Here is a 22,215-nt window from a genome sequence, read left to right on the forward strand (position 1 = left end):
ATGTCAAAATCTTTATAAAATACTTACTAATATTAATGAGCCCCTATACGTAAAAATCTCGCATATAAGGCTATCTATTTACTGTGAAAGGTCTATATATAATGACCTATGAATCTATGATAAACGATATCGATTAGAAAATCTGTATCCGTGGCAATACTTTTGAAAGTAATTCAAAAATTTTCAAAATATCATGTAACGCTTTACCAATAGTAACTCTTTACCAATAAAATAAATTATACGCTTATACGCTCGAAAACAGTAAAAAAAGATAAAAATAACGGATAGATGATTATCCATCCCAGCTCATACATGAAGGGAGACACATCAACTATCCGTTATATATTTAAATTACTTGTCTATTACTATTACTGTTTCTGTTTCTGTTTCTGTTTCTGTTTCTGTTTCTGTTTCTGTTTCTGTTTCTAACAAGTGTACCACTTAATCATGATGTGGTTTCAATGCTTTTTCGTAGTTTTCAGAAACTTTGTCCCAGTTAATAACGCGGAAGAATTCCTTGATATAGTCTGGGCGACGGTTTTGGTAGTGCAAATAGTATGCATGTTCCCAAACATCTAAGCATAGAATTGCTTTTTTACCTTCCAATAAAGGATTATCTTGGTTCGCAGAGGATGTCACTTCTAGCTTGCCATCTTTGTTAACTACAAGCCAAGCCCAACCAGAGCCAAAACGTGTAGCTGCCGCAGTAGAGAAGCTTTCAACAAAAGCATCGTAGCCACCAAGTTCAGCATCGATAGCCTCTTTCAAAGGACCTTGCAATTTAGAAGTATCTGGTTTTGTCATGATGTCCCAGAACATGGTGTGGTTCTTGTGACCGCCACCATTGTTGATAACTGCTTGACGGATATCTTCAGGCACATTAGCAATATCGCCGAGAATACAGTCTACACAGCCATACGGAAGATCAGGGTATTTTGCGATAGCAGCGTTTAAATTATTAACATAGGCTTGATGATGCTTGTCATGATGCAATTTCATTGTTTCAGTATCGATAACAGGTTCAAGGTAATCATACGCATACGGTAATGGTGCGAGTTCGAAAGGTTTCATAGTAGTCCTCCTTAAATTTAGGGCATAGAACAATGCTAACTATTTCGTATCATCGTTCTTGTGAAAGCGATTCGATGCACCTGCATCGGTAATATAGAATCAATCTACTAGCATAGCATATATACTTCAAGAAGAGACTGATTATCCTAACGTAACCAGAAGTTAGGATATAATATTTTAGCTAACAAATTGATATGAATTATCATTCTTTATCTAATTGTACACATTATATAGAAAAACGTCAATATAAAAGACTAACATAAAAGGCCATAGGAACTCCTACAGCCTTTAATTAGTTAATTGTTATATGACTTTTGATCAGCAATCACATATAGTTTTATATAAATTTGATTCACAAGTTAGTCAATGATACACTGACACATTTTCATCGTTGTTAATGCCGCTTGATGGGACTCCTCTGTTACACCAGCACAGCAACTCGAATCAATATGAATAGGAATCTCTGGCAAGCCTGCTTTCAGCATAATCGCATTGGACACAACGCAAATATCTGTACATAAGCCGATGAGCGTAATAGACTCAATAGGATTTACCCTATCCATGCCCTCTAACCGTGTAAGCAACTCAAAAGAGGCAAAGTTTGGTTTATCTACAAAGGATACAGGACTCATAATTGATCGACCTTCTGCAGCCTCAATCAAGCCATCCACAATATGCCAGCCCTCGGTATTTTTAACGCAGTGAGGCACTGGTAAAAGCTTTCCTTCTTGGTGTTCCAAGTAATCTCTATCATGCGTATCACGAGTAAAGATAATAGGACCATCAAAGCTTTCAATTTTCTTACGCACATTATCTACGATTAACTGTGCTTGCGATGAACCAAGTGCACCATCTACAAAATCATTTTGCATATCGATTACTACCAGAACCTTTTGCATAGCTCCTCCTGTATATAGCTACAAAACAAAGTACTTATTTCCAATCAATATTATTTATACTCTTTATTCTTTATAACATCAATAGTATCTACCAACTCTATAAATTATTATCAAGTTGTTGTGAAAGTGTCATCAAATTGTTGTGAAAGTGTTATCAATGAGTCATCGAAGCCCACCTCATACTTTATCAACAAGTAGATATATGACGGACTTCTATTCTTCTACTATAGCATGTTGCACGCGATTTGGTTCATTATGTGCCAGTTTCCCTGCCGCTGCTGCCGCTACAGCACCTACCAAATCATCGAGGAATGTATTACAGCGTCCCCCTTCTTCGCTATCTAGTTTTTTGATAATACCTGGCTTCACCTTATCTAAATAGCCATAATTTGTAAAGCCAATAGATCCATACAAATTAACGATGGAAAAAGCTAAAATTTCATCAATACCATATAGGCTTTCATCATTAGCAACAATACGTTGCAATGGCTGAGATAATTTATTTTGCTCTGTCAACTTATCAAGCTCTATGCCCGTAATAATTGCATTATGTACCTCCCGTTTAGATAGTACAGACGCCACGCTATCTCTACACTCTTCAAGTTTTAAATTCGGCATATATGGTTTTTGTACATAAAAAACAAGCTCTGCAATGTCCTCTATTGTGACACCCCGTTCAGCGAGAAGCTCGTAAGTATATCTCTCTAAATCTTTTGTAGCCTCCATAAGTCCTCCTTTATCATTTCTTTAGATTGTTATCAGATAACATGACAATACTAACGGGAATCGTTACAACGAGCGCTTCATCAGTATCAACATGCTTAGTATTCCAAGCCGCCTCTTTAGCAGCCTCCTCAAAAATTGGATACGCTTCACGATCTAGCTTCCAATTATTAGGACCCGCTTCAACAGCTACAATATTGCCCTTATCGTCCGTCTTTATCTCTATAGGAACAATTAATGTTCCGTCTGCACTCGTTTCAAAAGCCTCTGGTGGAATGATTACGTTATAAGAAATCTGTTGTTGCAATTCATAATTACGCTTGTCCGCAGGCTTTACATCTGCAGCTAGAGAACTAATAGGACTCATCATAGATACTAATAAGGCCAATAAAATAACACGGTTAAACATAGTTTCCTCTCATCTAAAAACTCTCTTACTATATGCATTATAAGTTGATTATACCACGAAAAAATCCCTACCGAATTTTTATCGGTAGGGATTCCTTAGATTAGATTTTCTTAACCATTTCAGATTTCAATGCCATCGCACCGAAGCCATCAATTTTACAATCGATATCGTGACCATCGCTTGCATCGGTGATAAGGCGAATATTTTTTACACGCGTACCTTGTTTCAATACGCCCGCTCCTTTTACTTTGAGGTCTTTTACAACAACCACTGTATCGCCATCAGCGAGCTCATTGCCGTTAGCATCGCGAATGATACCCGCTTCAGCTGCAGCTTGCGCATCGGCCGCTGTCCATTCGTTGCCACACATAGGGCAGATAAACATATGACCGTCTTCATATGTGTACTCATCGCCACACTTAGGGCAGTTAGGTAAATTTGCCATTTAGATCTCCTTTTTTCACTACATAATGAAAGTATTATACCATACCTTAGAAACCGAGCTCTATATTGATATGATGACCATTAGCTCCATATTGATACGATGGCTATATAATGTCCACAATAAAAACCTACTCAATCTCATTTTTCTTTACTAAAGTTTCATACAAATCCAACTTATCTTCAAGATTATTCATATAGTCTTCCAATCGTTTGATTTCGGCCTCAATAAACCGATAGTGTTCCTGCAACAGTGCCATTCTTTCACGGGCCGTATGAGATCCGGCATACCTCAAGTCCGCATATCGCTTGATATTAGCAAGCGGCATTCCCATGTCTTTCAGACGTTTAATAAACTGCACAAAGCCTACATCCTCCGCATGGTAATTGCGAATGCCGTTCTGTCGCTCGATGTGAAGGAACCCTTGATCCTCATAATATCGCAATGTAGAAATAGACAGCCCTACCAATTTTGAAAATTCACCGATTTTCATACTTTCACCACCTTGACCTCAAGTATACTCGAGCATATATCATACGTCTAGACGGAGGTAATAATTATGAAAGAAACACGTTTTAACATCGGTATGAACACATTGAAACAAATTGACGGGCTGCACGGGGAGGAGGTGTATAACACAATTCAAGAGATTTCACCGGCCATCGCTGATTTATTGGTCGAACTGTTCGGTGATATCTACATGCGCCCCAACCTGAATTTCAAGGAACGGGAACTGATTACGCTCGCGTCCCTGTTAACGCTGGGCGGTTGCGAGGCTCAGCTGAAAGTACATACCAACGCGGCACTCAACGTCGGTATCGCGCCCGAGCAAATCGTAGAGGTCTGCACCCACTGCATCCCCTATGCGGGATTTCCACGCGTGCTGAATGCACTGTTTACGGTGAAAGCAGTCTTTGAAGAGCGAAACGTACTATAATTAAGGAGCGACGGCAACAAAAATAGAGGATCCCTACGGACCCTCTCAACAGCATTATTATATTATGTACATTACACGACGCATCCAGATTGACGATATACGCCAATTTCATTATAATGTAATAAAGAGATAGTCGACGAGTGGTTCCGTCAGGCTCATCCCAAAACATTATAAAACATGCAGAAATGGCCTTTCGTTTTCAGCTACCAGTTGGTAACGAAGGGCTATTTATCGTTATTACGACAAATCAGCACTATCAATGCGCCAAAGGAAATAACGACAGTTAAAATCCCGAGGACAATCATAATGACTTCATAAGCATTCATAGGCTTTCACCCCCTTCAAAGAAAAAGGGTGTCCCAACCTCGTTCGACTATCTTACGTTTATTATAAACCGAACTTATGTTCTATGCAATAAAAATCTATTAATAAATATTAGTCTATTTATAACTAATAAAAGGGAGACTCTTGATAGAGTCTCCCTTTTATTTGTGTACAAGTTGTACGAAATTAATCCATATTTTTCAATCAATATTTTCTGCTATATACTAATAACGAAAGAGCCATTAACGTGAGTTGGGTTCATCTCCGTCTTTTGAGGGAGGTGACATTATGACTGTATACGAAGCATTATCATTAATGATTTTATTCGCTACCCTCGTAGTGTTAATTCTTAAGAAATAATCAATATATTGATTATAAAATAAGATAAACCTAACGTTTAAGACTAAGTACGGCAATACTTAGACACGTTAGGTTTATCAAATTCACAATTCTTTGATGAGCCTAACGCCTAGAACACGTTAATTGGCTCTTTTGTACTTATAGTATAGTCTGAATTCTAAAGACTGTCAATTTACATCGTCATTAGAGGATATTATAAAATTAATGGGAACATGAAAAACAAGTTCTGCTTTAACATCAATATACCCTATATTCCAAACGGTATCCTTTGCGGACTGTACTAACTCTAAATATATCTCATCATTAGAGGTACTCTCATTTGGATCTAACTCAACAGAAGTAATACGACCTTGAGTATCCGTTTTTATCTGTAAGGCAAAACTATAATCTCTATTAAGCTTCGTTTTAAGGACTTTTGCCGGAATCTTTAACTGAGACTGTATCTGCTCATTAAGAGAGCGTTGTATATCAAGCGTGTCCCTCTGATAATCAGCAAAAGCATTAATAGGACTCAAAACAACTAGCAATAAAAATAAATATAAAACTCTAACCATAAAATTTCACCAATCATAACACACAACATAAAATTATTATTGAGTTTTATATTAACAAAACAAATATGTCCATTTATCTAAGCATCAATACTTTAAGGAAAATAATGACAATTAAAAGTTCATGGATAATTATAATAAAAACAAAGAAAGCACAGCGCTACTAGCGCTGTACTTTCTTGAGTGTCATCATTAACTATACTAACATCTTTTTCTACATCGTATACCAATAAGTATACTATTACGCAAGTCGTCTCCGTAATATAGCATATAAAATCATGCTAATAATAACGCTCATAACAGCTTGAATAGTATTAGTTAAAATACTGGCAATGGCTACGCCTGGGTCGAATACAAAATATTCGGCGATAAAGTAGCCAGCTACGATAACAATACCACCTAGGATAGTTGCTACCAAGGCAGAGGTAGTTGTCTTATTCTTATAGACAGTACCGACAAGATAGCCTTCAAGTCCTTTCACCACAAAGGTGATGGGTACAAAGACTACATAGCCGAGAAATAAATCGGCTAGCGCCGGGCCGATAGCACCAATATAGGCGCCATATTTTCGACCTAATAATAGAGCTGACGTCATAATAACGACATCTCCTACATTGAAATAGCCGCGAATGCCAGGTACTGGAATTTTCGTGTACATGGTAAACAATGTTGCGAGGGCAATCAATACGGCTGTGAGTACTAACGCGGACGTAGTACTGCGGGTTTGAACGTGTTGCATAGCGTCCTCCTTATAAAGAAAAATAGATATGCGATAAAATACACCACATATCTATACTATATACCTTTATAACAACACCCGCAAACAAAAGGAATTAACAATACACTCTTCCCAACATTTATCGTTATTTACGTTTAGAATAGGTGCTCTTCACTAGACTTTAACTTAATATAGATACCATTTTACTATACAGATTCTTTCAACCTGACGATGATTAAATAGAAAGGAACTAGCCATGAATATTTTAATCATTTACACCTATCCTAATCATCAAAGTTTTAATGACGCTATTCTGAAAGTAGTGCAACAGAATCTTTCAAAAGACCACAATGTGAACACCTTGGATTTATATGAGGAGCAGTTCGATCCCATATTGCGATTTGATGATACGCACAAACGTCGAGATTTAAGCACTGTGCCGGACATGGAAAAGTATCGCAACTTAATTACTTGGGCAGACCAAATCATCTTTATCTACCCAATTTGGTGGAGTGGTATGCCGGCAATGCTCAAAGGCTTTATTGATCGCGTATTTACAGCGGGCTTTGCCTATTCATATGGAAAAAGAGGGCTTATAGGTCATTTACAGGGAAAATCCGCCTGGATCATCACCACCCACAATACTCCCGCCTTTTTGACGCCGTTTATTCAGGACTATGGCAAGGTGTTAAAAAATCAAGTTCTGAAATCCTGTGGCATTAAACCGGTTACACATACCCAGCTGGCTGGCACAGAAAATAGCTCAGACGAAAAACGCCGGCGCTTCTTAGACAAAATCGCTAATATCGCCGGCAGTATTTAACATTTCTAGTATACTATGATTTTTTACCAAAGATTACTTGGTTACCAAAATCACAAATAAATTTACATTAGACTGCTTACAGTTTGCTCTAAGTCAAAAACAAGCTGTATACGAAAACCTTCCCAATTACATAGATATTACTCTTCAAATCTCTCTTCTACATTGTAGAGAACCTCGCAGTCACAACCGCCACCTTCGTTGACGATCCAGTCTAATACGATTTCTACATCTACCTTTTGTTTTTCCAAGAATTCCCTAGTGAAAGTCAAACTATGATCGCAACCGTCATTTTCCTCTAATTTCTCGTCTACATAATCAAAGAGATTCCAAAACAACTCTTCATCCATAGGTAAACTATCTTTAAACGATTGCTTTTGCTCGTCTGCATAAGCTTTCAGCAACTCTTTTTTACGTGCTTTATCCATGATAATAATTTCCTTTTATGAACTTAACAAATCGATACAAGCACATGCCTATTAGCTTCAAGCACTTGTTTATAAAAGCGTTTCATTTGCTCGAAATCATGAAGAAGTTCGTCTCTGATTTCTTCCTCTTCCTCATCGTAGTCCCAGATATTTGGATATAATTCTGCCTCTTTGCAGGCTTTCATATCAAAAGATTCCAGAGCATTTTCAATATCAAACTTCTCTAAGGCCACCACGATATTGGCTAAATGATTGTGTTCTGTATATGCTACATAGTCTGATACATCCTCCACAGCCGTTACGCCTAATACCGCTTGGCTAAGAGGGTTATTATCGTCCTTATGGTCAGTTCCTACTCCGGTAAGCACGAAATGGAGTACATCCCACATCTTGTCGATATCAAGCAATAACTCATCATTTTCTCCCCACTCTTCAACGCTATCAAGGATTCCCTCTTCTTCTGAGCCCATCGCCTTAAGTTCTTTTAAATTCGCATCGCTTAAACAGTTATAATTTGCAATTAATCCCATAGCCCATAACCTCCTAATCCTGTAATCTCAGTAGATATGTAATAATCTGCTATCCCTTTAGATATTTAGTACTCTATCTCTCATTTAGTACTCTATCTCTGTCAGTAAGTCTAGTAAATTAGCTTCTCCTTCATGAGATTTATCTAATAACGGAATAGCTAATAAAAGCACTTCCAGGGAGTAGTAATAGAAGCTAAAGAATAAATCATCAGGAAATACGTCTTCTTCCTCATATCTAAGAACATCTTCGTCTTCATCGTATTCTTCAGACCAAAGGTATTCTTCGTTAAGCATATCCACAAAATGAGGTAATGGATCTGCATGCTCTAGCACGAGACCATCTCGGATGCACTCAGCAATCACAGTAAATAGGTCTACCAATTGTTCTGCTAAATAATGAGCTACTTCATTCTGAGTTCTCTCTTCTAGGGCTTTCTTAAAAATACGAAGCAAGAAAATCATAGCAAATGGTGTAGCATGCCACAATGTCGATTGGTGCTCAATATTCATTGCTAACGCCTCACCAGCCGCATCAACAGCATCAATACTTTTCATGCTCCACAACACATCAAGCTCTGTAGGAAAATCTGTGGCACGACCGTAAGTTGTGGTTAACCGATGCCACGGTATATCACTGACTTTCACAGTTTCTATATATTGTTTCGTCACAGTATCCATTATAGTTATACCTTTAGCATTATATATACGCCCACCTATTAATGCGTTTACCCCATAATTATTTCTGAATAACCTTTTTCACCAGTTCATAGGTGTCTATGAGACGCAGTTTTCCTATCCTAGGATTATCTGTAATCTCCTCATAAATATCTTCCAACGTGCCTGCTGGTGCTAGTTTCCACAATTTACACGGATATAGTTCGACGTTCCCTATGATTTCTAAATCGTCTAGCAATAGGCCTAGGTCTTTATGATTAAACCAACAATCTGTATCGATACCGAAATTTGTATTATCTTTCCGGCAGGCAATTTTGCTGTTTAGAAACTGTTCCATTGTAGGTTTTTCTTTTTGTAAAAGCCGCGTACAAGCTAAATGGTACTCAATTTTCCGCGGTGATTGATCCACCTCAGAAACAAAAATAGTACCATACTCGTTTTCAAATTTAACAGCTAATACGTCGCCTACCTTAAAATAAGGTTCTCTCTTTGTTTTAGATTTACGAACCTTAAGCGGCTTTGGATTTTCGCTCTGTAGCTGCAGGGCTAACTTATCTAATACCTTTTGACGCTGTTTAAGGGCCTTACTATCGATGTCTAGCCAAAACTCATGAGGGCCCTTAGCAATTACGTTTAATGCCTTCTCTTTAACGTCATCTGGCAGATGCCCTATCTTCCACAGCGAATAGGCCACAGCAGTCCAATAAATTTCTGTGTAAAACTCATCAGTACAAAAATTTTGTTCCTCACCTAAGATTTCAGAAATTATAGTATCGACACTGATACCATCCTTGTACCGCTCAACAATAGCATTATAAATATCATGACCGTCATCGCTGTCTATGATCTTTACTCCATCAATTGCCATACGATTCTCCTATTACAACACAAAACCTCTTGAAACACTCTTTTATTGCTGATTATTTTCCCATTTTACATATTAAAAGAATAGACCTTCATAAGGTGTAACACTACCATCTTCTTCATGGTAAAAGCCTTGGTATACAGGTTCTCGGTGTGCTACATCGTAAAACTTTTGCAGTACAGCAGCCAAGTTTGTTTCGGAAGGCATTCCTAGCACCTTAACAACATATTCCCATTTATCCATATCTGTATAGAATGTAATTTGATTATGTCGCTCATTGGCATAGCCTTCGAGTGTAGATATATCCGTATATTGACTGGAGTCACAATAATCATGCCAACAAATGCTATACACCAATAAATAAATTAAATCATCTATACTTTCAACTATGCGACCACATTCTCCTTCGCTACTCATATAACCGATAGAGCCATCCTCTAGTTGATGATATTCACCACCGGCACCATCACGAGCGAAAGCCTTTCCATCCATAGAAAAGGTACATTTTCCCTCAATCTCATCACGTTCCGTAGGTTCATCGAGCAAAAAGAAATCAAATAGAGCATCAAAATCTGCTGCCAAGTTAGAATCTTCATGTAATATTTTTAAATAATCCATATTGTTACCTCTTATAGATTCGCCTATTCTCTCTATTTCATCTCTTATTTTCTCGTAATTCTAACAACGCAGAAACCTCGCTCATACTGAGATTAAACATGTTGCTTTCTAAATCAATAGGTACAAAATAATAACAAACTATATCTGCACCAAACTCATCTTCTAGCTTTAGCCATTCTGTCCCTGAAAGCACAGTAAATCCGAGCGTATCATCGCCAAGGCTTTCAGCAAACCAGCGCACCTCATAATCAGGTTTAACGAAGTCGTTGAAATATTTGATAGTCACATCCCGGTCTTTCTCATCACCGTAGGGAATTAGCAATTTTTTATTGCCCTTTTGTAGTACAATATCGTCACCATACTGCTTTCCATTGCTAACGGTTTGAATGTCGATAGGCTCATCCATCATGTCATTAAAATAGTTCACCACATCTTCGTCATCCTCGCGCCAGTCAATCCAGATGATAGCTTCGGAATCAAATAAATCATCTAAATCCATATCATGACTAAAGAAATCTTTGACTAATTTATACATATCTTCCATAGTCTCTCTCCTGCATATCACTTATATTTTTAGGTAGAATACAACACCAGTATCACCACTTTAAAACAACTCTATAAGGTTTCGTATATCACATCTTGTTGAGCCGTAAAGTTTTCATCAAAAGGAACCAAAACATATAGATGTCCTGCTGGGGATTCTCCCACATCATAGCCTAGTACAAATGCATCGTAACAACCTGATTTATCCAGCATTATATCCGTTAGCGTTAGTACAACAGACTCTTCTTGCGGTATTCCCTTTTGTATGAGCCCCTTCGCCAGTTGGTCTAATTCATCTAATTGAACATATAATTGCTCCCATATTGATAGTGAAAGTACATCATCTTCAGTATAACCGGTACAACTAATATTAAGTTTTTTAAAGGCTTGTCCTACAGTCTCTAAACGATTAGTGCCCAATCGGCAAGATACAAAGTAAACACCATAAGGTTCTTCAAACCAGCTTTCAACATTCCATAATGTCATTAATTCCGATTTTCTCATTAGGACTCTCCATTAATTGATTATCCTGCAATATCTGCATCAACAGGGTTCCCATCCGCATCAATATGAGCTATGATACAGTGCCCCCAGAAGATATCGTCATCGTCATAATAGACCTCTATGGAGCCATCGTTACGAAACGCCAATTCGCCCATCGTAATACGCTTAGCAAATACGTCTGATGTAATCGGATCTTGAGCGTCATTGTCGAGCCAATAATTAGCGAGTTCTAACAAGGTCTCACTAATATATGCACTAATTCGTTGTTCAAATGCTTTGAAATTCTCGATTGTATTGAAAGCCGCCAATGCTACGGTACAGCTTTCATCAGAACCCTCATCTACATCAAGGGTGAATGCATAATCATCAATTCTGGCTGTGTAATATTGATACTCTCGATTTAAAAGGAAGTCACCCCTGTCGGTATGAAGGTATTTAGGGGTTTTCAAATACGTCGACAACGCCTCTAACTCACTATGTTTAGCATGCTCCTCTAATACCTCAAGCACATAATAGCGATTATTCCAAGACGGGCGCATATAGCCGAGGTCCTCTAATGGTTTTGCTTTCTTAACTAACAATTTATAGACCCCATGGGGCTCAAAAGAATAACCCCATCTATCGTCAAGACCCTCAATAATCCACGTCAAAATGCCTTCGCTACGGTCAAGCACGCCAGTTCGAGTATCTAGAATAGCATCAGTAGACACCAGTGGTCTATGGTACTTCTCTAAATAAGGACTAGCCCCATTCGCATCACTCCGCGGTAATGCATAGATTTCAAACTCTTCCGGCTCAAACTCTGCTTCATATTCTGGTAGACGTACAATACTCATATGACTCTCTCCTATTCATCACATTTTACGGTTCTACAGTTCAGAAATACATCCTTTTATAGATGATGCCATAGCATAATTGCTTCTGTAACATTAACATGTTCTGTTACCTATCACAGACGTTCTGCTACATCGATTCTATGTAATAGTTCTTTTCCTAGTTCTTTGGCTGTTTTGAATTCCTCATTTGAAAGCACCATAAGTACAAAGCTATCGGTTCCGATGTCCATGCCTGCTAACGTATAGTTTTCCCATTTAGAATTAAGATCAGCACACCAGTCCATAATAACTTGATCTTCATCTAATGCTGATAGGTCAATAGTTAGATCTTCGCCGGTATCTAAAGACTTGTTACGTATTAATTTCTGTACATTATAAATAAAATCCTCTAATTCACATTTACAGCTTAGCTCTACAGCATATCCTTTAGAGACTAGTTTCTCATAAAGGTTCCACCAGCTATCTTCTAATTCTTCCATGGAACGCAACTTAGCCTTGGTCATAAACGATTTAGCTTGTTTAGCATCGCCTAGCAACAACGTTGCTAACTCTGTAAATGTCAGTTTCATCTGATCGATATCTAGATACGCTACTTCTACACATAAACTACAATCAAGTACTCTGCGTTTTTTCACAAAGGCCCGCATCATCTTCACTGCATCAGGATAACTTACATCAGCCATACGATACGTCTTACCATCTATGTCTAAGAATATATCTACTGCATCTGGTGTTTTTCCTACACGCGCTTTCATGGCAGTGCAACCATCGATGGCATAAGGTGGATACAATTCTATATACATGAAAAATCCATCATGCATAGCCTTTAGGGTATTATCTATTCCTACTATATTAAAACCATTTCGATTATAATCAGGGCTCTTCATATGCCACTCTTCGTAATTATCGAAGAGTTTCTCTTGAATCCAATTGTAAATACTCATACATGCTCTCCACTATATACTGCCGTTTACATATAATGTTTAACTGAATATGTAACTAAATATGTAACTGAATATATATATCTTAATTATATCATTATTAAGGAATACTTATCATAAAACTTATGTTTAATTAGCATATGAATAATTTCCGATAAAAGCAGGTTTTCAAACCTATTCTGCTCTATAGAAACGGTGTTTTAAATTTCAAAACCTAAAAAGAGCCAAGAATTAAATCTTGGCTCCTAAAAAGGCATAATACTAAAAAACATATGCTCATTAATTATTTTTTTGGTGCGCCTAACCGGAATCGAACCAGTGACACGCAGTTTAGGAAACTGCTGCTCTATCCTACTGAGCTATAGACGCATGTATACTTTATTATATCGTTTTTAATAAAGTATACGCAAGGCGTCCTTATTGTTGTAGGTATTGGTTATTCACTTGTTTTTGTTCTTCTGGGCTTAGGTTTTGGTAGCCTTTCGCTAGTGCACTTACCCAGGATCCGTAAGCAGGGTTTGGAAATACTACAAAGGTAGTACCAAAGTCCTCTTTATGATTGTCGATGATGGCATTTCGTTCAGCTAAGGTCTTACCTTTTGTGCCAATAGGAAAATCACCGGCGTTATCGCCCATATATACAACGACATAATATTTTTTAGCAATCATATCAAAGCGAGGTTGTTTATCCGAGTCTTTTTCAAATAGTAGCACATGGTCTTTATCGACAGATGGGAATCCTAACGCCTTAAAGTTTTGTACTGTTGCATCGTAGTTAACAGGTGCGTAGCGGTTGGAAACGTAGAAAATTTCTACCCCTTGTTTATGTACTTCATTTAGGAATTCAACAGCGCCAGGCATGGCTTGCGATTTGCCTTGATGCACGGCTTGACGCCACCAAGGAGCATCAAAACGACCATTACCATTTACAATGCTTTCACCCATCAACTTGGTATTGTCCACTACGGTTTCGTCCGCATCAAGAACGATAGCTAAAGGTTTTCTTTGATGAGATGGATCAGTAACGGCCATCTTAACGGCATTTATTGCCACATTGTACCCTTGATACGCCAATGCTCTGTACTCCGCAGAGGTGCGCATCCATAGCAAGCCCATCGTTTCTGTGTCGGCTTGGTACTGTTGTTTTTGTTTGAGGGCTTCCTGTGCTGCTACATCATTAGTTACTACATTATTAGCTACTGCATTATTAGTTACTGTATGATTTGCTGTAGCACTAACTTTATCATTCTTATCTGCTGTAACAGTAACAGGCTGAGCTGCTTGGGCTTGCATTACAATAGCTGCGGGAACAGAGTTATTTGCTTTCACCATCGCTAGAGAATTCGCCTGTACTACAGATCCAACACAAAGGCTTCCTCCCATGCAAGCTACCGCCACATACCATGCCAAACTACTAGATTTCATAACTGCCTCCTATTCACATGTAACATTTCGTGCAAATTCAACACATCATATATTTCTACATAGTTATACTAAAATCCTTTTAAAATTTGTATATTTTTAACACAACAAAAGGACCCTTGCTACACATCATTGATGACTCTTAATTTAGATGTGCTTAGCAAAGGCCCTTTAAAGGATTTTATTTGTTTTTGTTTATAAGATAATTGGTATCAGTGTATAAAAATTTTGTGTGAATTTAGATTTTTATAGATTAGTATTTTGTATAAATGTGAAAGTGTTATTAGTTAAGAAAGTTCTTTTCAATCGTTAGTATTGTTTAGATAAACTATTTTAATATTGTTTAAATAGTATAGTTAGTCTTATTTTACATCGCTAAAATCGATGTTCATGCCCAAGGCTTTCGCAACGCCTTCACCATAAGCAGGATCGCATTGATAGCAATGTTTTGCATGACGTTCTTTGATAAAATCAGGTACACCATTCATAGCCGCTGCGGTATTATCAAACAAGGCTTGTTGTTGTTCAGGGCTCATGAGGCGGAACAATTTACCTGGTTGTGTGAAGAAGTCAGAGTCGTCTTCATAGAAGTCATATTGGTAAGCTGGACCAGATACATCGAGAGGAGGATTTTTGAATTCTGGTTGTTCAGCCCATTCACCAAAGCTATTTGGTGCGTAGCCAATTGTAGACCCATGGTTTCCATCTATACGTCCTTGACCATCGCGATGATAGATATTTACAGGACATTTAGCGGCATTAACAGGGATTTGATAATAATTTGCCCCTAGACGATAGCGTTGCGCATCCGCATAGGAGAACAAACGACCTTGTAGCATTCTGTCAGGAGAGAAAGAGATACCAGGAACGATAGTTGTTGGTGCAAATGCAGCTTGTTCTACATCTTGGAAATAATTTTCTGGGTTGCGGTTAAGTTCCATCACACCAACTTCGATTAATGGGAATTCGTCATGATACCATACTTTTGTTAAATCGAATGGATTGTATGGCATATTGTTAGCTTGTTCTTCGGTCATCACTTGGATGCATAATTTCCATTTAGGGAAATCGCCTCTTTCAATAGCCTCAAAGAGGTCACGTTGATGACTTTCACGGTCACTAGCTACCACATTAGCCGCCTCAGCGTCAGAAAGATTTTCAATCGGTTGTTGGCAAACCCAATGGAATTTAACCCATACGCGCTCATCGTTTTCGTTAATAAGACTGTATGTATGACTGCCAAAACCATGCATTGTGCGGTAGGATTTAGGAATACCACGGTCACTCATGACGATTGTTACTTGGTGGATCGCCTCTGGCAAGCTAGTCCAGAAATCCCAGTTTGCTGTCGCATCGCGAAGATTTGTTTTCGGATTCCGTTTTACAGCGCGGTTCAAATCAGGGAATTGCAATGGATCGCGGATAAAGAATACAGGTGTATTGTTACCTACGAGGTCCCAGTTTCCTTCTTCCGTATAAAATTTTACGGCAAAGCCACGAATGTCGCGTTCTGCATCGGCCGCACCACGCTCACCGGCAACGGTGGAGAAACGTACGAATAACGGCGTTTGCTTGCCTACTTCAGAGAAAATTTTTGCTTTCGTATATTTTGTAATATCGTTAGTGACTGTGAAAGTACCAAATGCACCGGATCCTTTAGCATGCATGCGGCGTTCAGGAATCACTTCGCGCTCAAAATGCGCTAATTTCTCCATGAGCCAAACATCTTGCATCAATACAGGACCACGTTTACCTGCTGTAGCAGAGTTGCGATTATCTGGTACGGGAGCGCCAAAGGCGGTTGTTAGTTTCTTTTCATTATTCATGTTACAAACTCCTACTTAGAGATCAAAATTAAAGTAATTTACTTTACATAATTTTTAAATCATATATCTCAATTACGATAAAATTATTAATGGATAATTATTATCCATTAATATGTGATTAGAATAGCACAAATTTTTTAACATAACAACCCTAAACCTTTATAAATTTTGTATACACGATATCATTTATAATTTTAAAATGAGAATTTCAATGTTATATATTTAAATTCTGTTAAGATATACCTACAAAAATACGCAAAACAAAAAACACCTTGTTTCTACTAACTTGTAGATCACAAGGTGTTTTCATTCAATTTATGCCGGACGACTCCAATCAACTTGTACGTCGATCGCTTCCCACATACGTGTTAAAGCTAACTTAAGATTATCCAAAGATTCTAATGGTTTTACGGTCAATCGTTCATACGTATCAAGACCTGTAGCATGCTCAATAGCATGTTCATTATTCAAGTAAGCGATTACCTTATCAACCCACTCTTGTTCAGGTAAATCTACGGACACTGTTTTTGTTTCTGTATCATAGGACAAGAAACCATTGCTGTTTACGCCATAATGAATGGCCACACGAAATAAACTCATATCTATACCTCTCTTGCGGTAATTTATTAACACTACACCCATATTGTAACACGAACAATTATATTAGCGAAAGTATTCAATATAATCTTTATAAGTCCTTTTTGATGGTCTTTTTAGGTCCTTCAATAGATGCGTGTGTATCTGCAATTATAGACCGATTAGCCGCTTTAGTCGAGCCTGCATCAACTTTAGTAGATACCCCATCCTCTTGACCAAGCTGTGCATCTACGGCCGCTTTCAACTCTGACCGTTTTCTGCGTATTCCATTGTCTCCGTGAAAGCGCTGCCATAATGCGCCACTCATAACAGCAGTCTCACCAAATTTAGACTCTAACGAATCTAACACACTAGCAAGCTTGTCCTCTGTTTCATCCTGTGGGGAATCAAAGAGACTATCCTGCATAGGAACCTCCTCATCGAGGCCACTCACAGTAAGACCTAATAGTCGTATAGGGCCAGGCGGATCCATACAGGTAATCCCTTTAGAACTACTACATTTAAAATTCGTAGACTTTACCTTTGTAGTGGCCCCTAACGGTTCCGTATCTTTCTTAGACTCTTTAGGCCGCTTACTCGTCTTATCCTGCATCAATTTATTCCACAAGATCAATGCTGTTTCGAAAAATACATGTTCCTGGTCTGATGGTGTATCTAGCCGCTTCTGCCGTGATACGGTGGTAAAATCATCATACCGAACCTTAATAGATACAGTATGTCCATGAAGGTTACGCCTCCGAAGCCGTTTCGATAGACGGTTTGCAAAGTACCTAAATTCTAATTCAATAGCACGGCCATCGGTGAGGTCTTCTTCGTAAGTTTCCTCAGCTCCAATTGATTGTATCTTGCGATCTGTTTCAACAGGTCTATCGTCGATACCATTCGCCAGTTCCCATATGCGCTTTGCCTGATTTCCCACAAGAGGAATTAAAGTACTTTCATCAGGCAAAGACTGAATATGACGTATCAGATGAAAGCCACCAGCTTTCAAAATTTTCTCTGTCCGAGGGCCAACACCCCAAATACGTTTAATAGGCAAAGGAGCTAGCACCTCTTTTTCACGACCGTATGGGATGACCACAAGACCATCTGGCTTATCTAAATCAGAGGCTAATTTAGCAAGAAATTTATTGGGTGCTAAGCCTGCAGAGATAATAAGTCCTGTTTTCTCGAATACACGATCTTTAATGGCTTGTCCTAGTGCTTTAGGACCACTATACATGGTAGACATGCCGCTCACTTCAAGAAAGGCTTCATCAATAGATAAAGGCTCAATATAAGGGGTGAATTCTTTCATGATGGAAAAAATTTGGTTCGACACTTCTTTATATCGATCCATCCGAGGATATACATAGATGCCATCAGGACAGAGTTTCTTAGCCCTCGAGATTGGCATCGCAGAGTGAACACCAAATTTTCGAGCCTCATAGGAACAGGTAGCTACAACACCACGTGAAGAAAGACCACCCACGATTACGGGGTGGCCTTTATACTCTGGATGATCCAGTTGTTCTATGGACGCGAAGAATGCATCCATATCAACATGCATAATCCAACGTCTCATTGTTACGCTTCTTTTTCGTGCTCAGAAATGCGGCAGTATTTAATTTGCGCACAAATGCACTCATCTTTAGTTTTGTATAATTGAGGGAGAATATCTAAAATATCAGCAAATGTAGCTTCATTAATGGAGTAACGCGTCCATAAACCATTACGTTGAGAGTTAACTACACCTGCATCAATTAAGATTTTCATGTGGTAACTCAACGTAGATTGAGACAAATTGAAGCTCGCTAAAATATCGGCTGCACATAATTCATTGCAAGACAACATATCGATGATGTGTAATCTTGTTTCATCGCTTAATGCCTTAAAAATCGTCGCTAAACGTTCGTAAGAAACTTCAACCATATCTTTAACTCCTCAGATCCTTATCAAAAAATATCAATCTACTTCTTGGTACTATTATATACTATTTCTTAATGTAAATCTATTTTTTTCTTTATATTTGTATCTTAATAATTTATTATGAATACAAAAAAATTATAGATAAGTAAATTTCGCCTCATTATAAACTAACTTAAGCACGTAGCTATTTGTATAAAATGAATATTTTAAACAAATTATTATTTGATAGATTTATTTGGATATACATTTTTCTGTATATATAACAATTACACTCTATTATTTGTTATATATTTCTCGATATACTCACACTTTAATAACTATAAAGCATACTTCGATATACCGCACTACTGTAGCAACCTAAAGGATTAGATATAGAGGATCCACGTTTGTATTCTGCATCCATTCAATACAAAAGACCCCTCTGTGAGGGGTCTAATCTGTATAATTCTATAAATCGATTGCATAGCGAAAAATGTTAAAATATATAACACTCTATCAATGCTACCAAATGCAAATTTTCTATTATATCAAATTAGTATAGCTTAGAATACATTTACTAAATCGATAGTTTGGCTACGGTTAGGACCAACAGATACAATGCCTAAAGGCACACCTGTTACTTCTGCAATACGTTCTACATATTTGCGAGCATTTTCAGGCAATTTATCATATTCACGGATACCAGAGATATCAGTTTCCCAACCTGGCAATGTTTCGTAAACTGCTTCGCAAGCTTCAAGATCTTTTAAGTTAGCTGGGAACCCTTCTACGTCTTTACCATTCAATTTGTAACCTACACAGATCTTCAATTCTTTAAAAGTATCAAGAATATCCAAACGTGTAATAGCTAAGTAATCAAGGCTATTAAGACCTGCTGCGTATTTTACAACCATGAGGTCTAACCAACCACAACGACGAGGACGACCCGTTACAGTACCGAACTCATGACCAAGTTCACGGAGATTATCGCCAGTTTCGTTAAGAAGCTCTGTAGGGAACGGACCTGCACCAACACGTGTAGCATATGCTTTTACAACACCAAAGATGTTTTTTAAGTAGTTAGGACCCACACCAGCGCCTGTGGAAGCACCACCTGCAATTGGATGAGAGGATGTTACGAATGGATAGGTACCATGGTCAAGGTCGAGCATAGTAGCTTGAGCACCTTCGAACAATACCTTTTTATCCTCTTTTACAGCTTTAAGAACAGCCGCATTAGTATCTGTTACATAAGGTTTCAAGGCTTCAGCGTATTTGATGTAATCCGCTAAGATTTCATCGTAGCTAACAGGTTCAGCATCGTATACCTTAGTAAGCATTTTATTTTTGAACTCTACATTGTACGCTAATTTTTGTTTAAATGTTTCCATATCATACAAATCGCAGATACGGATACCGATACGATTGATTTTATCAGCGTAGCAAGGACCAATACCATTTTTAGTAGTACCGATTTTAGCATCCCCTTTAGATGCTTCTTCCGCAGTATCTAGAGCGATATGGTATGGCATAATGACATGTGCACGGTCAGAAACTTGAAGGGATTTAGCAGATCTGCCTTGCTTTTCAAGACCTTCAATTTCTTGTAGCAGAACTTTAGGGTCGATAACAACACCAGTACCCACGATATTTTGTTTGTTATCGTATAAGATACCACTTGGTAAAAGGCGAAGTGCAAACGCTTTATCATCAACTACAACAGTATGACCCGCGTTATTACCACCTTGACTGCGCACCACAACATCCGCACGTTCTGCGATCCAGTCAACAATTTTACCTTTCCCCTCGTCACCCCATTGAGTGCCGATAACCATACTAGTTGCCATATCTATATCCTCCATATGAAAGTCTAAATAATTCAATATCATTATACAACAATGTTCGGATTCTGTGAAAGTATTTATACAAATTCAATCTTTAGTTTCTTTCCAAATGCATGGGCTATTTTGGTTCTTTTAACCAAAAACTCATCAATAAGCCTATAACACCTACCGGTATCAAGGTCATCAATGCTGTTTGTACGTCATAGATATCTGCTAGATGTCCTACATAAGGAGCCACAAGGCCACCTAAGGTAATACCAAGACCTAGCGTAATACCTGATGCAAAGCCTGCATTTTTTGCAAGGTATTTTTGACCCAGTACCGTAATTGGTCCGTATTGTGAGAATACGCCAAAGGCCATCGGTATCATAGCACCAAAAAAGCCCCACATATTAGGCACAAAAATAAATACTAAAACAGAAGGCAAGAAAATCAGATTACCTAAGCGCACAGTTTTAAGAAATCCAAGTCGGTCAGATAAGGCCCCTCCCATATAGGTAAGGACGGCACCCATCGCAAAGTACGCAGTAAGGGCCAAACTAGATGCACTAGCTTCACCATTAATAACAGTAATATACAAAATAGGAATAAAGATAGCCAATACAGAGAAGAGTATAGATCGAGAAGCAATCACAAAAAATAACTTACCGAAACTCACCCAATCATTTGTACCGGTACTAAGAACCTTAGCACGGCTTTCACGGTTACCAGCATCAGCAACATCAGCAATATCAGTATCATCGGTAGCTTCACCCTCACCCATAAAGGCATAGAGATATAACAATACACCAAGTAGCGCGATAAGCGTAAATACCCAAAGGAATTGTCCCCCAAAGACGTAAACACCACCAGCAATAAAGGGTCCCAACGCAAAGCCCGCACTGCCGCCGACTGCAAAGCGGCCCATGGCGTTACCGATTTCATGAGATTGCGTACAATTTACAAGAAGAGCCGCCTCGGGATGGAATAACGCGGCCCCTACCCCGGCCAAGAGCGACAAAGCAAGAATCATTTCGTAACTCGTAGCCAATGCCATAGCGCTAATCGACACAAGAGTCACCGTAAACCCAACGGGAATAAACCAGGGTACGCGCCACCGATCTGCCACATAGCCCAATACGGGCTGTGCCACGGAAGCCACCACGGTATTACAGAAAATGATGGAAGCCGATTGATAATAATTAAGGCCAAAGTTAGCGATAAAAAACGGTATGAGGGCCGCCAGCGAACCTTGACCAAAGTCATTAATACAGTGAAAAATAGGCGGTCCGTACTTCCGTATAATACGTTTCATATAACCTCCTAAAACAAATAGATGGTTTCCTAATGTAAGACGAGTATATAAAAGCCTGCTAGAAAACTAATTTATAATTATCTGTTAAAATAATATACTTCTATCTAAAATGGCATATTGCTTTCAAAACAAAAAAGGTAGATATAGCCAA

General features: G+C 38.4%; 27 protein-coding genes and 1 tRNA gene. 3 read left to right on the forward strand and 25 right to left on the reverse strand.

Translation table 11 applies throughout. The features are described from left to right. Positions 1 to 441: 441 nt before the first annotated feature. From ACGHIY_RS09175 to ACGHIY_RS09200, 6 genes are all read right to left on the reverse strand, one after another. Positions 442 to 1,071: a superoxide dismutase gene (locus tag ACGHIY_RS09175; RefSeq protein WP_004698210.1), complete on the reverse strand. Its 630-nt coding sequence runs from the start codon at positions 1,069 to 1,071 to the stop codon at positions 442 to 444. A 359-nt stretch (positions 1,072 to 1,430) separates the two neighbouring features. After that, the gene (locus tag ACGHIY_RS09180; RefSeq protein ID WP_004698113.1) at positions 1,431 to 1,970 is read right to left on the reverse strand and encodes a cysteine hydrolase family protein; all 540 of its coding nucleotides are present in this window, start codon (positions 1,968 to 1,970) and stop codon (positions 1,431 to 1,433) included. A gap of 213 nt (positions 1,971 to 2,183) precedes the next feature. After that, entirely contained in the window at positions 2,184 to 2,696 is a 513-nt protein-coding gene (locus ACGHIY_RS09185; protein ID WP_004698229.1) for a phosphatidylglycerophosphatase A, read from the reverse strand. Between the two features lie 13 nt (positions 2,697 to 2,709). Then, positions 2,710 to 3,102, reverse strand: a complete 393-nt coding sequence (locus ACGHIY_RS09190; RefSeq protein WP_004698148.1) for a hypothetical protein — start codon at positions 3,100 to 3,102, stop codon at positions 2,710 to 2,712. A gap of 100 nt (positions 3,103 to 3,202) precedes the next feature. Beyond that, entirely contained in the window at positions 3,203 to 3,547 is a 345-nt protein-coding gene (locus ACGHIY_RS09195; protein ID WP_004698208.1) for a zinc ribbon domain-containing protein YjdM, read from the reverse strand. Between the two features lie 127 nt (positions 3,548 to 3,674). Further along, positions 3,675 to 4,037 (reverse strand): MerR family transcriptional regulator, encoded by a 363-nt coding sequence (locus ACGHIY_RS09200; protein WP_004698270.1) that lies wholly within the window; start codon positions 4,035 to 4,037, stop codon positions 3,675 to 3,677. A gap of 66 nt (positions 4,038 to 4,103) precedes the next feature. On the opposite strand from ACGHIY_RS09200, the gene ACGHIY_RS09205 reads away from it, so the two are divergent. Both ACGHIY_RS09205 and ACGHIY_RS09210 read left to right on the forward strand, forming a co-directional pair. After that, positions 4,104 to 4,481: a carboxymuconolactone decarboxylase family protein gene (locus ACGHIY_RS09205; protein WP_123138184.1), complete on the forward strand. Its 378-nt coding sequence runs from the start codon at positions 4,104 to 4,106 to the stop codon at positions 4,479 to 4,481. A 612-nt stretch (positions 4,482 to 5,093) separates the two neighbouring features. Then, positions 5,094 to 5,165, forward strand: a complete 72-nt coding sequence (locus tag ACGHIY_RS09210; RefSeq protein ID WP_219565824.1) for a putative holin-like toxin — start codon at positions 5,094 to 5,096, stop codon at positions 5,163 to 5,165. 167 nt (positions 5,166 to 5,332) lie between these two features. Here the strand turns inward: ACGHIY_RS09210 and ACGHIY_RS09215 are convergent, their stop codons facing one another. Together ACGHIY_RS09215 and ACGHIY_RS09220 are read right to left on the reverse strand one after the other, a co-directional pair. Continuing rightward, positions 5,333 to 5,719 carry a hypothetical protein gene (locus ACGHIY_RS09215; RefSeq protein WP_008714711.1) on the reverse strand — a complete coding sequence of 129 codons (387 nt, stop codon included), beginning with the start codon at positions 5,717 to 5,719 and terminating at the stop codon, positions 5,333 to 5,335. A 238-nt stretch (positions 5,720 to 5,957) separates the two neighbouring features. Then, positions 5,958 to 6,455, reverse strand: a complete 498-nt coding sequence (locus ACGHIY_RS09220; protein WP_118091223.1) for an ECF transporter S component — start codon at positions 6,453 to 6,455, stop codon at positions 5,958 to 5,960. 235 nt (positions 6,456 to 6,690) lie between these two features. Between ACGHIY_RS09220 and ACGHIY_RS09225 the strand changes: the two genes are divergently transcribed. Continuing rightward, positions 6,691 to 7,257, forward strand: coding sequence for an NAD(P)H-dependent oxidoreductase (locus ACGHIY_RS09225; protein ID WP_105087236.1), 567 nt, complete (start codon positions 6,691 to 6,693; stop codon positions 7,255 to 7,257). A 137-nt stretch (positions 7,258 to 7,394) separates the two neighbouring features. Here the strand turns inward: ACGHIY_RS09225 and ACGHIY_RS09230 are convergent, their stop codons facing one another. From ACGHIY_RS09230 to ACGHIY_RS09310, 17 genes are all read right to left on the reverse strand, one after another. Beyond that, the gene (locus ACGHIY_RS09230; protein WP_105087237.1) at positions 7,395 to 7,682 is read right to left on the reverse strand and encodes a DUF2695 domain-containing protein; all 288 of its coding nucleotides are present in this window, start codon (positions 7,680 to 7,682) and stop codon (positions 7,395 to 7,397) included. Between the two features lie 23 nt (positions 7,683 to 7,705). Then, complete coding sequence (locus ACGHIY_RS09235; protein ID WP_105087238.1) at positions 7,706 to 8,212, reverse strand: YfbM family protein; 507 nt, start codon at positions 8,210 to 8,212, stop codon at positions 7,706 to 7,708. Between the two features lie 84 nt (positions 8,213 to 8,296). Beyond that, positions 8,297 to 8,890, reverse strand: a complete 594-nt coding sequence (locus ACGHIY_RS09240; protein ID WP_038125659.1) for a hypothetical protein — start codon at positions 8,888 to 8,890, stop codon at positions 8,297 to 8,299. A 58-nt stretch (positions 8,891 to 8,948) separates the two neighbouring features. Then, entirely contained in the window at positions 8,949 to 9,755 is an 807-nt protein-coding gene (locus ACGHIY_RS09245) for a hypothetical protein (RefSeq protein ID WP_390525498.1), read from the reverse strand. Positions 9,756 to 9,827: 72 nt separating this feature from the next. After that, positions 9,828 to 10,370: a hypothetical protein gene (locus ACGHIY_RS09250; RefSeq protein WP_287551405.1), complete on the reverse strand. Its 543-nt coding sequence runs from the start codon at positions 10,368 to 10,370 to the stop codon at positions 9,828 to 9,830. Positions 10,371 to 10,407: 37 nt separating this feature from the next. Then, positions 10,408 to 10,914 carry a hypothetical protein gene (locus tag ACGHIY_RS09255; protein WP_004698288.1) on the reverse strand — a complete coding sequence of 169 codons (507 nt, stop codon included), beginning with the start codon at positions 10,912 to 10,914 and terminating at the stop codon, positions 10,408 to 10,410. A 71-nt stretch (positions 10,915 to 10,985) separates the two neighbouring features. Further along, entirely contained in the window at positions 10,986 to 11,417 is a 432-nt protein-coding gene (locus tag ACGHIY_RS09260) for a hypothetical protein (RefSeq protein ID WP_287551407.1), read from the reverse strand. Between the two features lie 20 nt (positions 11,418 to 11,437). Beyond that, a complete protein-coding gene (locus tag ACGHIY_RS09265; RefSeq protein WP_287509793.1) occupies positions 11,438 to 12,253 on the reverse strand; it encodes a DUF2262 domain-containing protein in 816 nt (271 codons plus the stop codon). A gap of 113 nt (positions 12,254 to 12,366) precedes the next feature. Then, the gene (locus tag ACGHIY_RS09270; protein WP_128114320.1) at positions 12,367 to 13,197 is read right to left on the reverse strand and encodes a DUF6630 family protein; all 831 of its coding nucleotides are present in this window, start codon (positions 13,195 to 13,197) and stop codon (positions 12,367 to 12,369) included. A gap of 289 nt (positions 13,198 to 13,486) precedes the next feature. Then, positions 13,487 to 13,563 (reverse strand) — tRNA-Arg (locus ACGHIY_RS09275). A gap of 48 nt (positions 13,564 to 13,611) precedes the next feature. Further along, positions 13,612 to 14,619, reverse strand: coding sequence for a 5'-nucleotidase, lipoprotein e(P4) family (locus ACGHIY_RS09280; RefSeq protein WP_128114321.1), 1,008 nt, complete (start codon positions 14,617 to 14,619; stop codon positions 13,612 to 13,614). A gap of 359 nt (positions 14,620 to 14,978) precedes the next feature. Beyond that, positions 14,979 to 16,442 (reverse strand): catalase, encoded by a 1,464-nt coding sequence (locus ACGHIY_RS09285; protein WP_287551410.1) that lies wholly within the window; start codon positions 16,440 to 16,442, stop codon positions 14,979 to 14,981. Between the two features lie 315 nt (positions 16,443 to 16,757). Continuing rightward, on the reverse strand, positions 16,758 to 17,042 hold the full coding sequence (locus ACGHIY_RS09290; protein ID WP_004694573.1) for a hypothetical protein: 285 nt from the start codon (positions 17,040 to 17,042) through the stop codon (positions 16,758 to 16,760). Positions 17,043 to 17,130: 88 nt separating this feature from the next. Then, positions 17,131 to 18,603 carry a DNA polymerase IV gene (gene dinB, locus ACGHIY_RS09295; protein WP_287551412.1) on the reverse strand — a complete coding sequence of 491 codons (1,473 nt, stop codon included), beginning with the start codon at positions 18,601 to 18,603 and terminating at the stop codon, positions 17,131 to 17,133. 2 nt (positions 18,604 to 18,605) lie between these two features. Then, positions 18,606 to 18,950 (reverse strand): helix-turn-helix transcriptional regulator, encoded by a 345-nt coding sequence (locus tag ACGHIY_RS09300; RefSeq protein WP_004694570.1) that lies wholly within the window; start codon positions 18,948 to 18,950, stop codon positions 18,606 to 18,608. Between the two features lie 539 nt (positions 18,951 to 19,489). Continuing rightward, positions 19,490 to 20,773, reverse strand: coding sequence for an adenylosuccinate synthase (locus tag ACGHIY_RS09305; RefSeq protein WP_004694568.1), 1,284 nt, complete (start codon positions 20,771 to 20,773; stop codon positions 19,490 to 19,492). A 115-nt stretch (positions 20,774 to 20,888) separates the two neighbouring features. Continuing rightward, positions 20,889 to 22,064 carry an MFS transporter gene (locus tag ACGHIY_RS09310; protein WP_021148743.1) on the reverse strand — a complete coding sequence of 392 codons (1,176 nt, stop codon included), beginning with the start codon at positions 22,062 to 22,064 and terminating at the stop codon, positions 20,889 to 20,891. Positions 22,065 to 22,215: the final 151 nt, after the last annotated feature.

This window comes from Veillonella parvula (assembly GCF_042850485.1).
Classification (GTDB): domain Bacteria; phylum Bacillota; class Negativicutes; order Veillonellales; family Veillonellaceae; genus Veillonella; species Veillonella parvula_Q.

What these genes read in the sequence shown, in the direction of transcription:
- ACGHIY_RS09175 (WP_004698210.1), bottom strand. Translation starts at nt 1,071, where the DNA reads ATGAAACCTTTCGAACTCGCACCATTACCGTATGCGTATGATTACCTT.
- ACGHIY_RS09180 (WP_004698113.1), bottom strand. Translation starts at nt 1,970, where the DNA reads ATGCAAAAGGTTCTGGTAGTAATCGATATGCAAAATGATTTTGTAGAT.
- ACGHIY_RS09185 (WP_004698229.1), bottom strand. Translation starts at nt 2,696, where the DNA reads ATGGAGGCTACAAAAGATTTAGAGAGATATACTTACGAGCTTCTCGCT.
- ACGHIY_RS09190 (WP_004698148.1), bottom strand. Translation starts at nt 3,102, where the DNA reads ATGTTTAACCGTGTTATTTTATTGGCCTTATTAGTATCTATGATGAGT.
- ACGHIY_RS09195 (WP_004698208.1), bottom strand. Translation starts at nt 3,547, where the DNA reads ATGGCAAATTTACCTAACTGCCCTAAGTGTGGCGATGAGTACACATAT.
- ACGHIY_RS09200 (WP_004698270.1), bottom strand. Translation starts at nt 4,037, where the DNA reads ATGAAAATCGGTGAATTTTCAAAATTGGTAGGGCTGTCTATTTCTACA.
- ACGHIY_RS09205 (WP_123138184.1), top strand. Translation starts at nt 4,104, where the DNA reads ATGAAAGAAACACGTTTTAACATCGGTATGAACACATTGAAACAAATT.
- ACGHIY_RS09215 (WP_008714711.1), bottom strand. Translation starts at nt 5,719, where the DNA reads ATGGTTAGAGTTTTATATTTATTTTTATTGCTAGTTGTTTTGAGTCCT.
- ACGHIY_RS09220 (WP_118091223.1), bottom strand. Translation starts at nt 6,455, where the DNA reads ATGCAACACGTTCAAACCCGCAGTACTACGTCCGCGTTAGTACTCACA.
- ACGHIY_RS09225 (WP_105087236.1), top strand. Translation starts at nt 6,691, where the DNA reads ATGAATATTTTAATCATTTACACCTATCCTAATCATCAAAGTTTTAAT.
- ACGHIY_RS09230 (WP_105087237.1), bottom strand. Translation starts at nt 7,682, where the DNA reads ATGGATAAAGCACGTAAAAAAGAGTTGCTGAAAGCTTATGCAGACGAG.
- ACGHIY_RS09235 (WP_105087238.1), bottom strand. Translation starts at nt 8,212, where the DNA reads ATGGGATTAATTGCAAATTATAACTGTTTAAGCGATGCGAATTTAAAA.
- ACGHIY_RS09240 (WP_038125659.1), bottom strand. Translation starts at nt 8,890, where the DNA reads ATGGATACTGTGACGAAACAATATATAGAAACTGTGAAAGTCAGTGAT.
- ACGHIY_RS09245 (WP_390525498.1), bottom strand. Translation starts at nt 9,755, where the DNA reads ATGGCAATTGATGGAGTAAAGATCATAGACAGCGATGACGGTCATGAT.
- ACGHIY_RS09250 (WP_287551405.1), bottom strand. Translation starts at nt 10,370, where the DNA reads ATGGATTATTTAAAAATATTACATGAAGATTCTAACTTGGCAGCAGAT.
- ACGHIY_RS09255 (WP_004698288.1), bottom strand. Translation starts at nt 10,914, where the DNA reads ATGGAAGATATGTATAAATTAGTCAAAGATTTCTTTAGTCATGATATG.
- ACGHIY_RS09260 (WP_287551407.1), bottom strand. Translation starts at nt 11,417, where the DNA reads ATGAGAAAATCGGAATTAATGACATTATGGAATGTTGAAAGCTGGTTT.
- ACGHIY_RS09265 (WP_287509793.1), bottom strand. Translation starts at nt 12,253, where the DNA reads ATGAGTATTGTACGTCTACCAGAATATGAAGCAGAGTTTGAGCCGGAA.
- ACGHIY_RS09270 (WP_128114320.1), bottom strand. Translation starts at nt 13,197, where the DNA reads ATGAGTATTTACAATTGGATTCAAGAGAAACTCTTCGATAATTACGAA.
- ACGHIY_RS09280 (WP_128114321.1), bottom strand. Translation starts at nt 14,619, where the DNA reads ATGAAATCTAGTAGTTTGGCATGGTATGTGGCGGTAGCTTGCATGGGA.
- ACGHIY_RS09285 (WP_287551410.1), bottom strand. Translation starts at nt 16,442, where the DNA reads ATGAATAATGAAAAGAAACTAACAACCGCCTTTGGCGCTCCCGTACCA.
- ACGHIY_RS09290 (WP_004694573.1), bottom strand. Translation starts at nt 17,042, where the DNA reads ATGAGTTTATTTCGTGTGGCCATTCATTATGGCGTAAACAGCAATGGT.
- dinB (WP_287551412.1), bottom strand. Translation starts at nt 18,603, where the DNA reads ATGAGACGTTGGATTATGCATGTTGATATGGATGCATTCTTCGCGTCC.
- ACGHIY_RS09300 (WP_004694570.1), bottom strand. Translation starts at nt 18,950, where the DNA reads ATGGTTGAAGTTTCTTACGAACGTTTAGCGACGATTTTTAAGGCATTA.
- ACGHIY_RS09305 (WP_004694568.1), bottom strand. Translation starts at nt 20,773, where the DNA reads ATGGCAACTAGTATGGTTATCGGCACTCAATGGGGTGACGAGGGGAAA.
- ACGHIY_RS09310 (WP_021148743.1), bottom strand. Translation starts at nt 22,064, where the DNA reads ATGAAACGTATTATACGGAAGTACGGACCGCCTATTTTTCACTGTATT.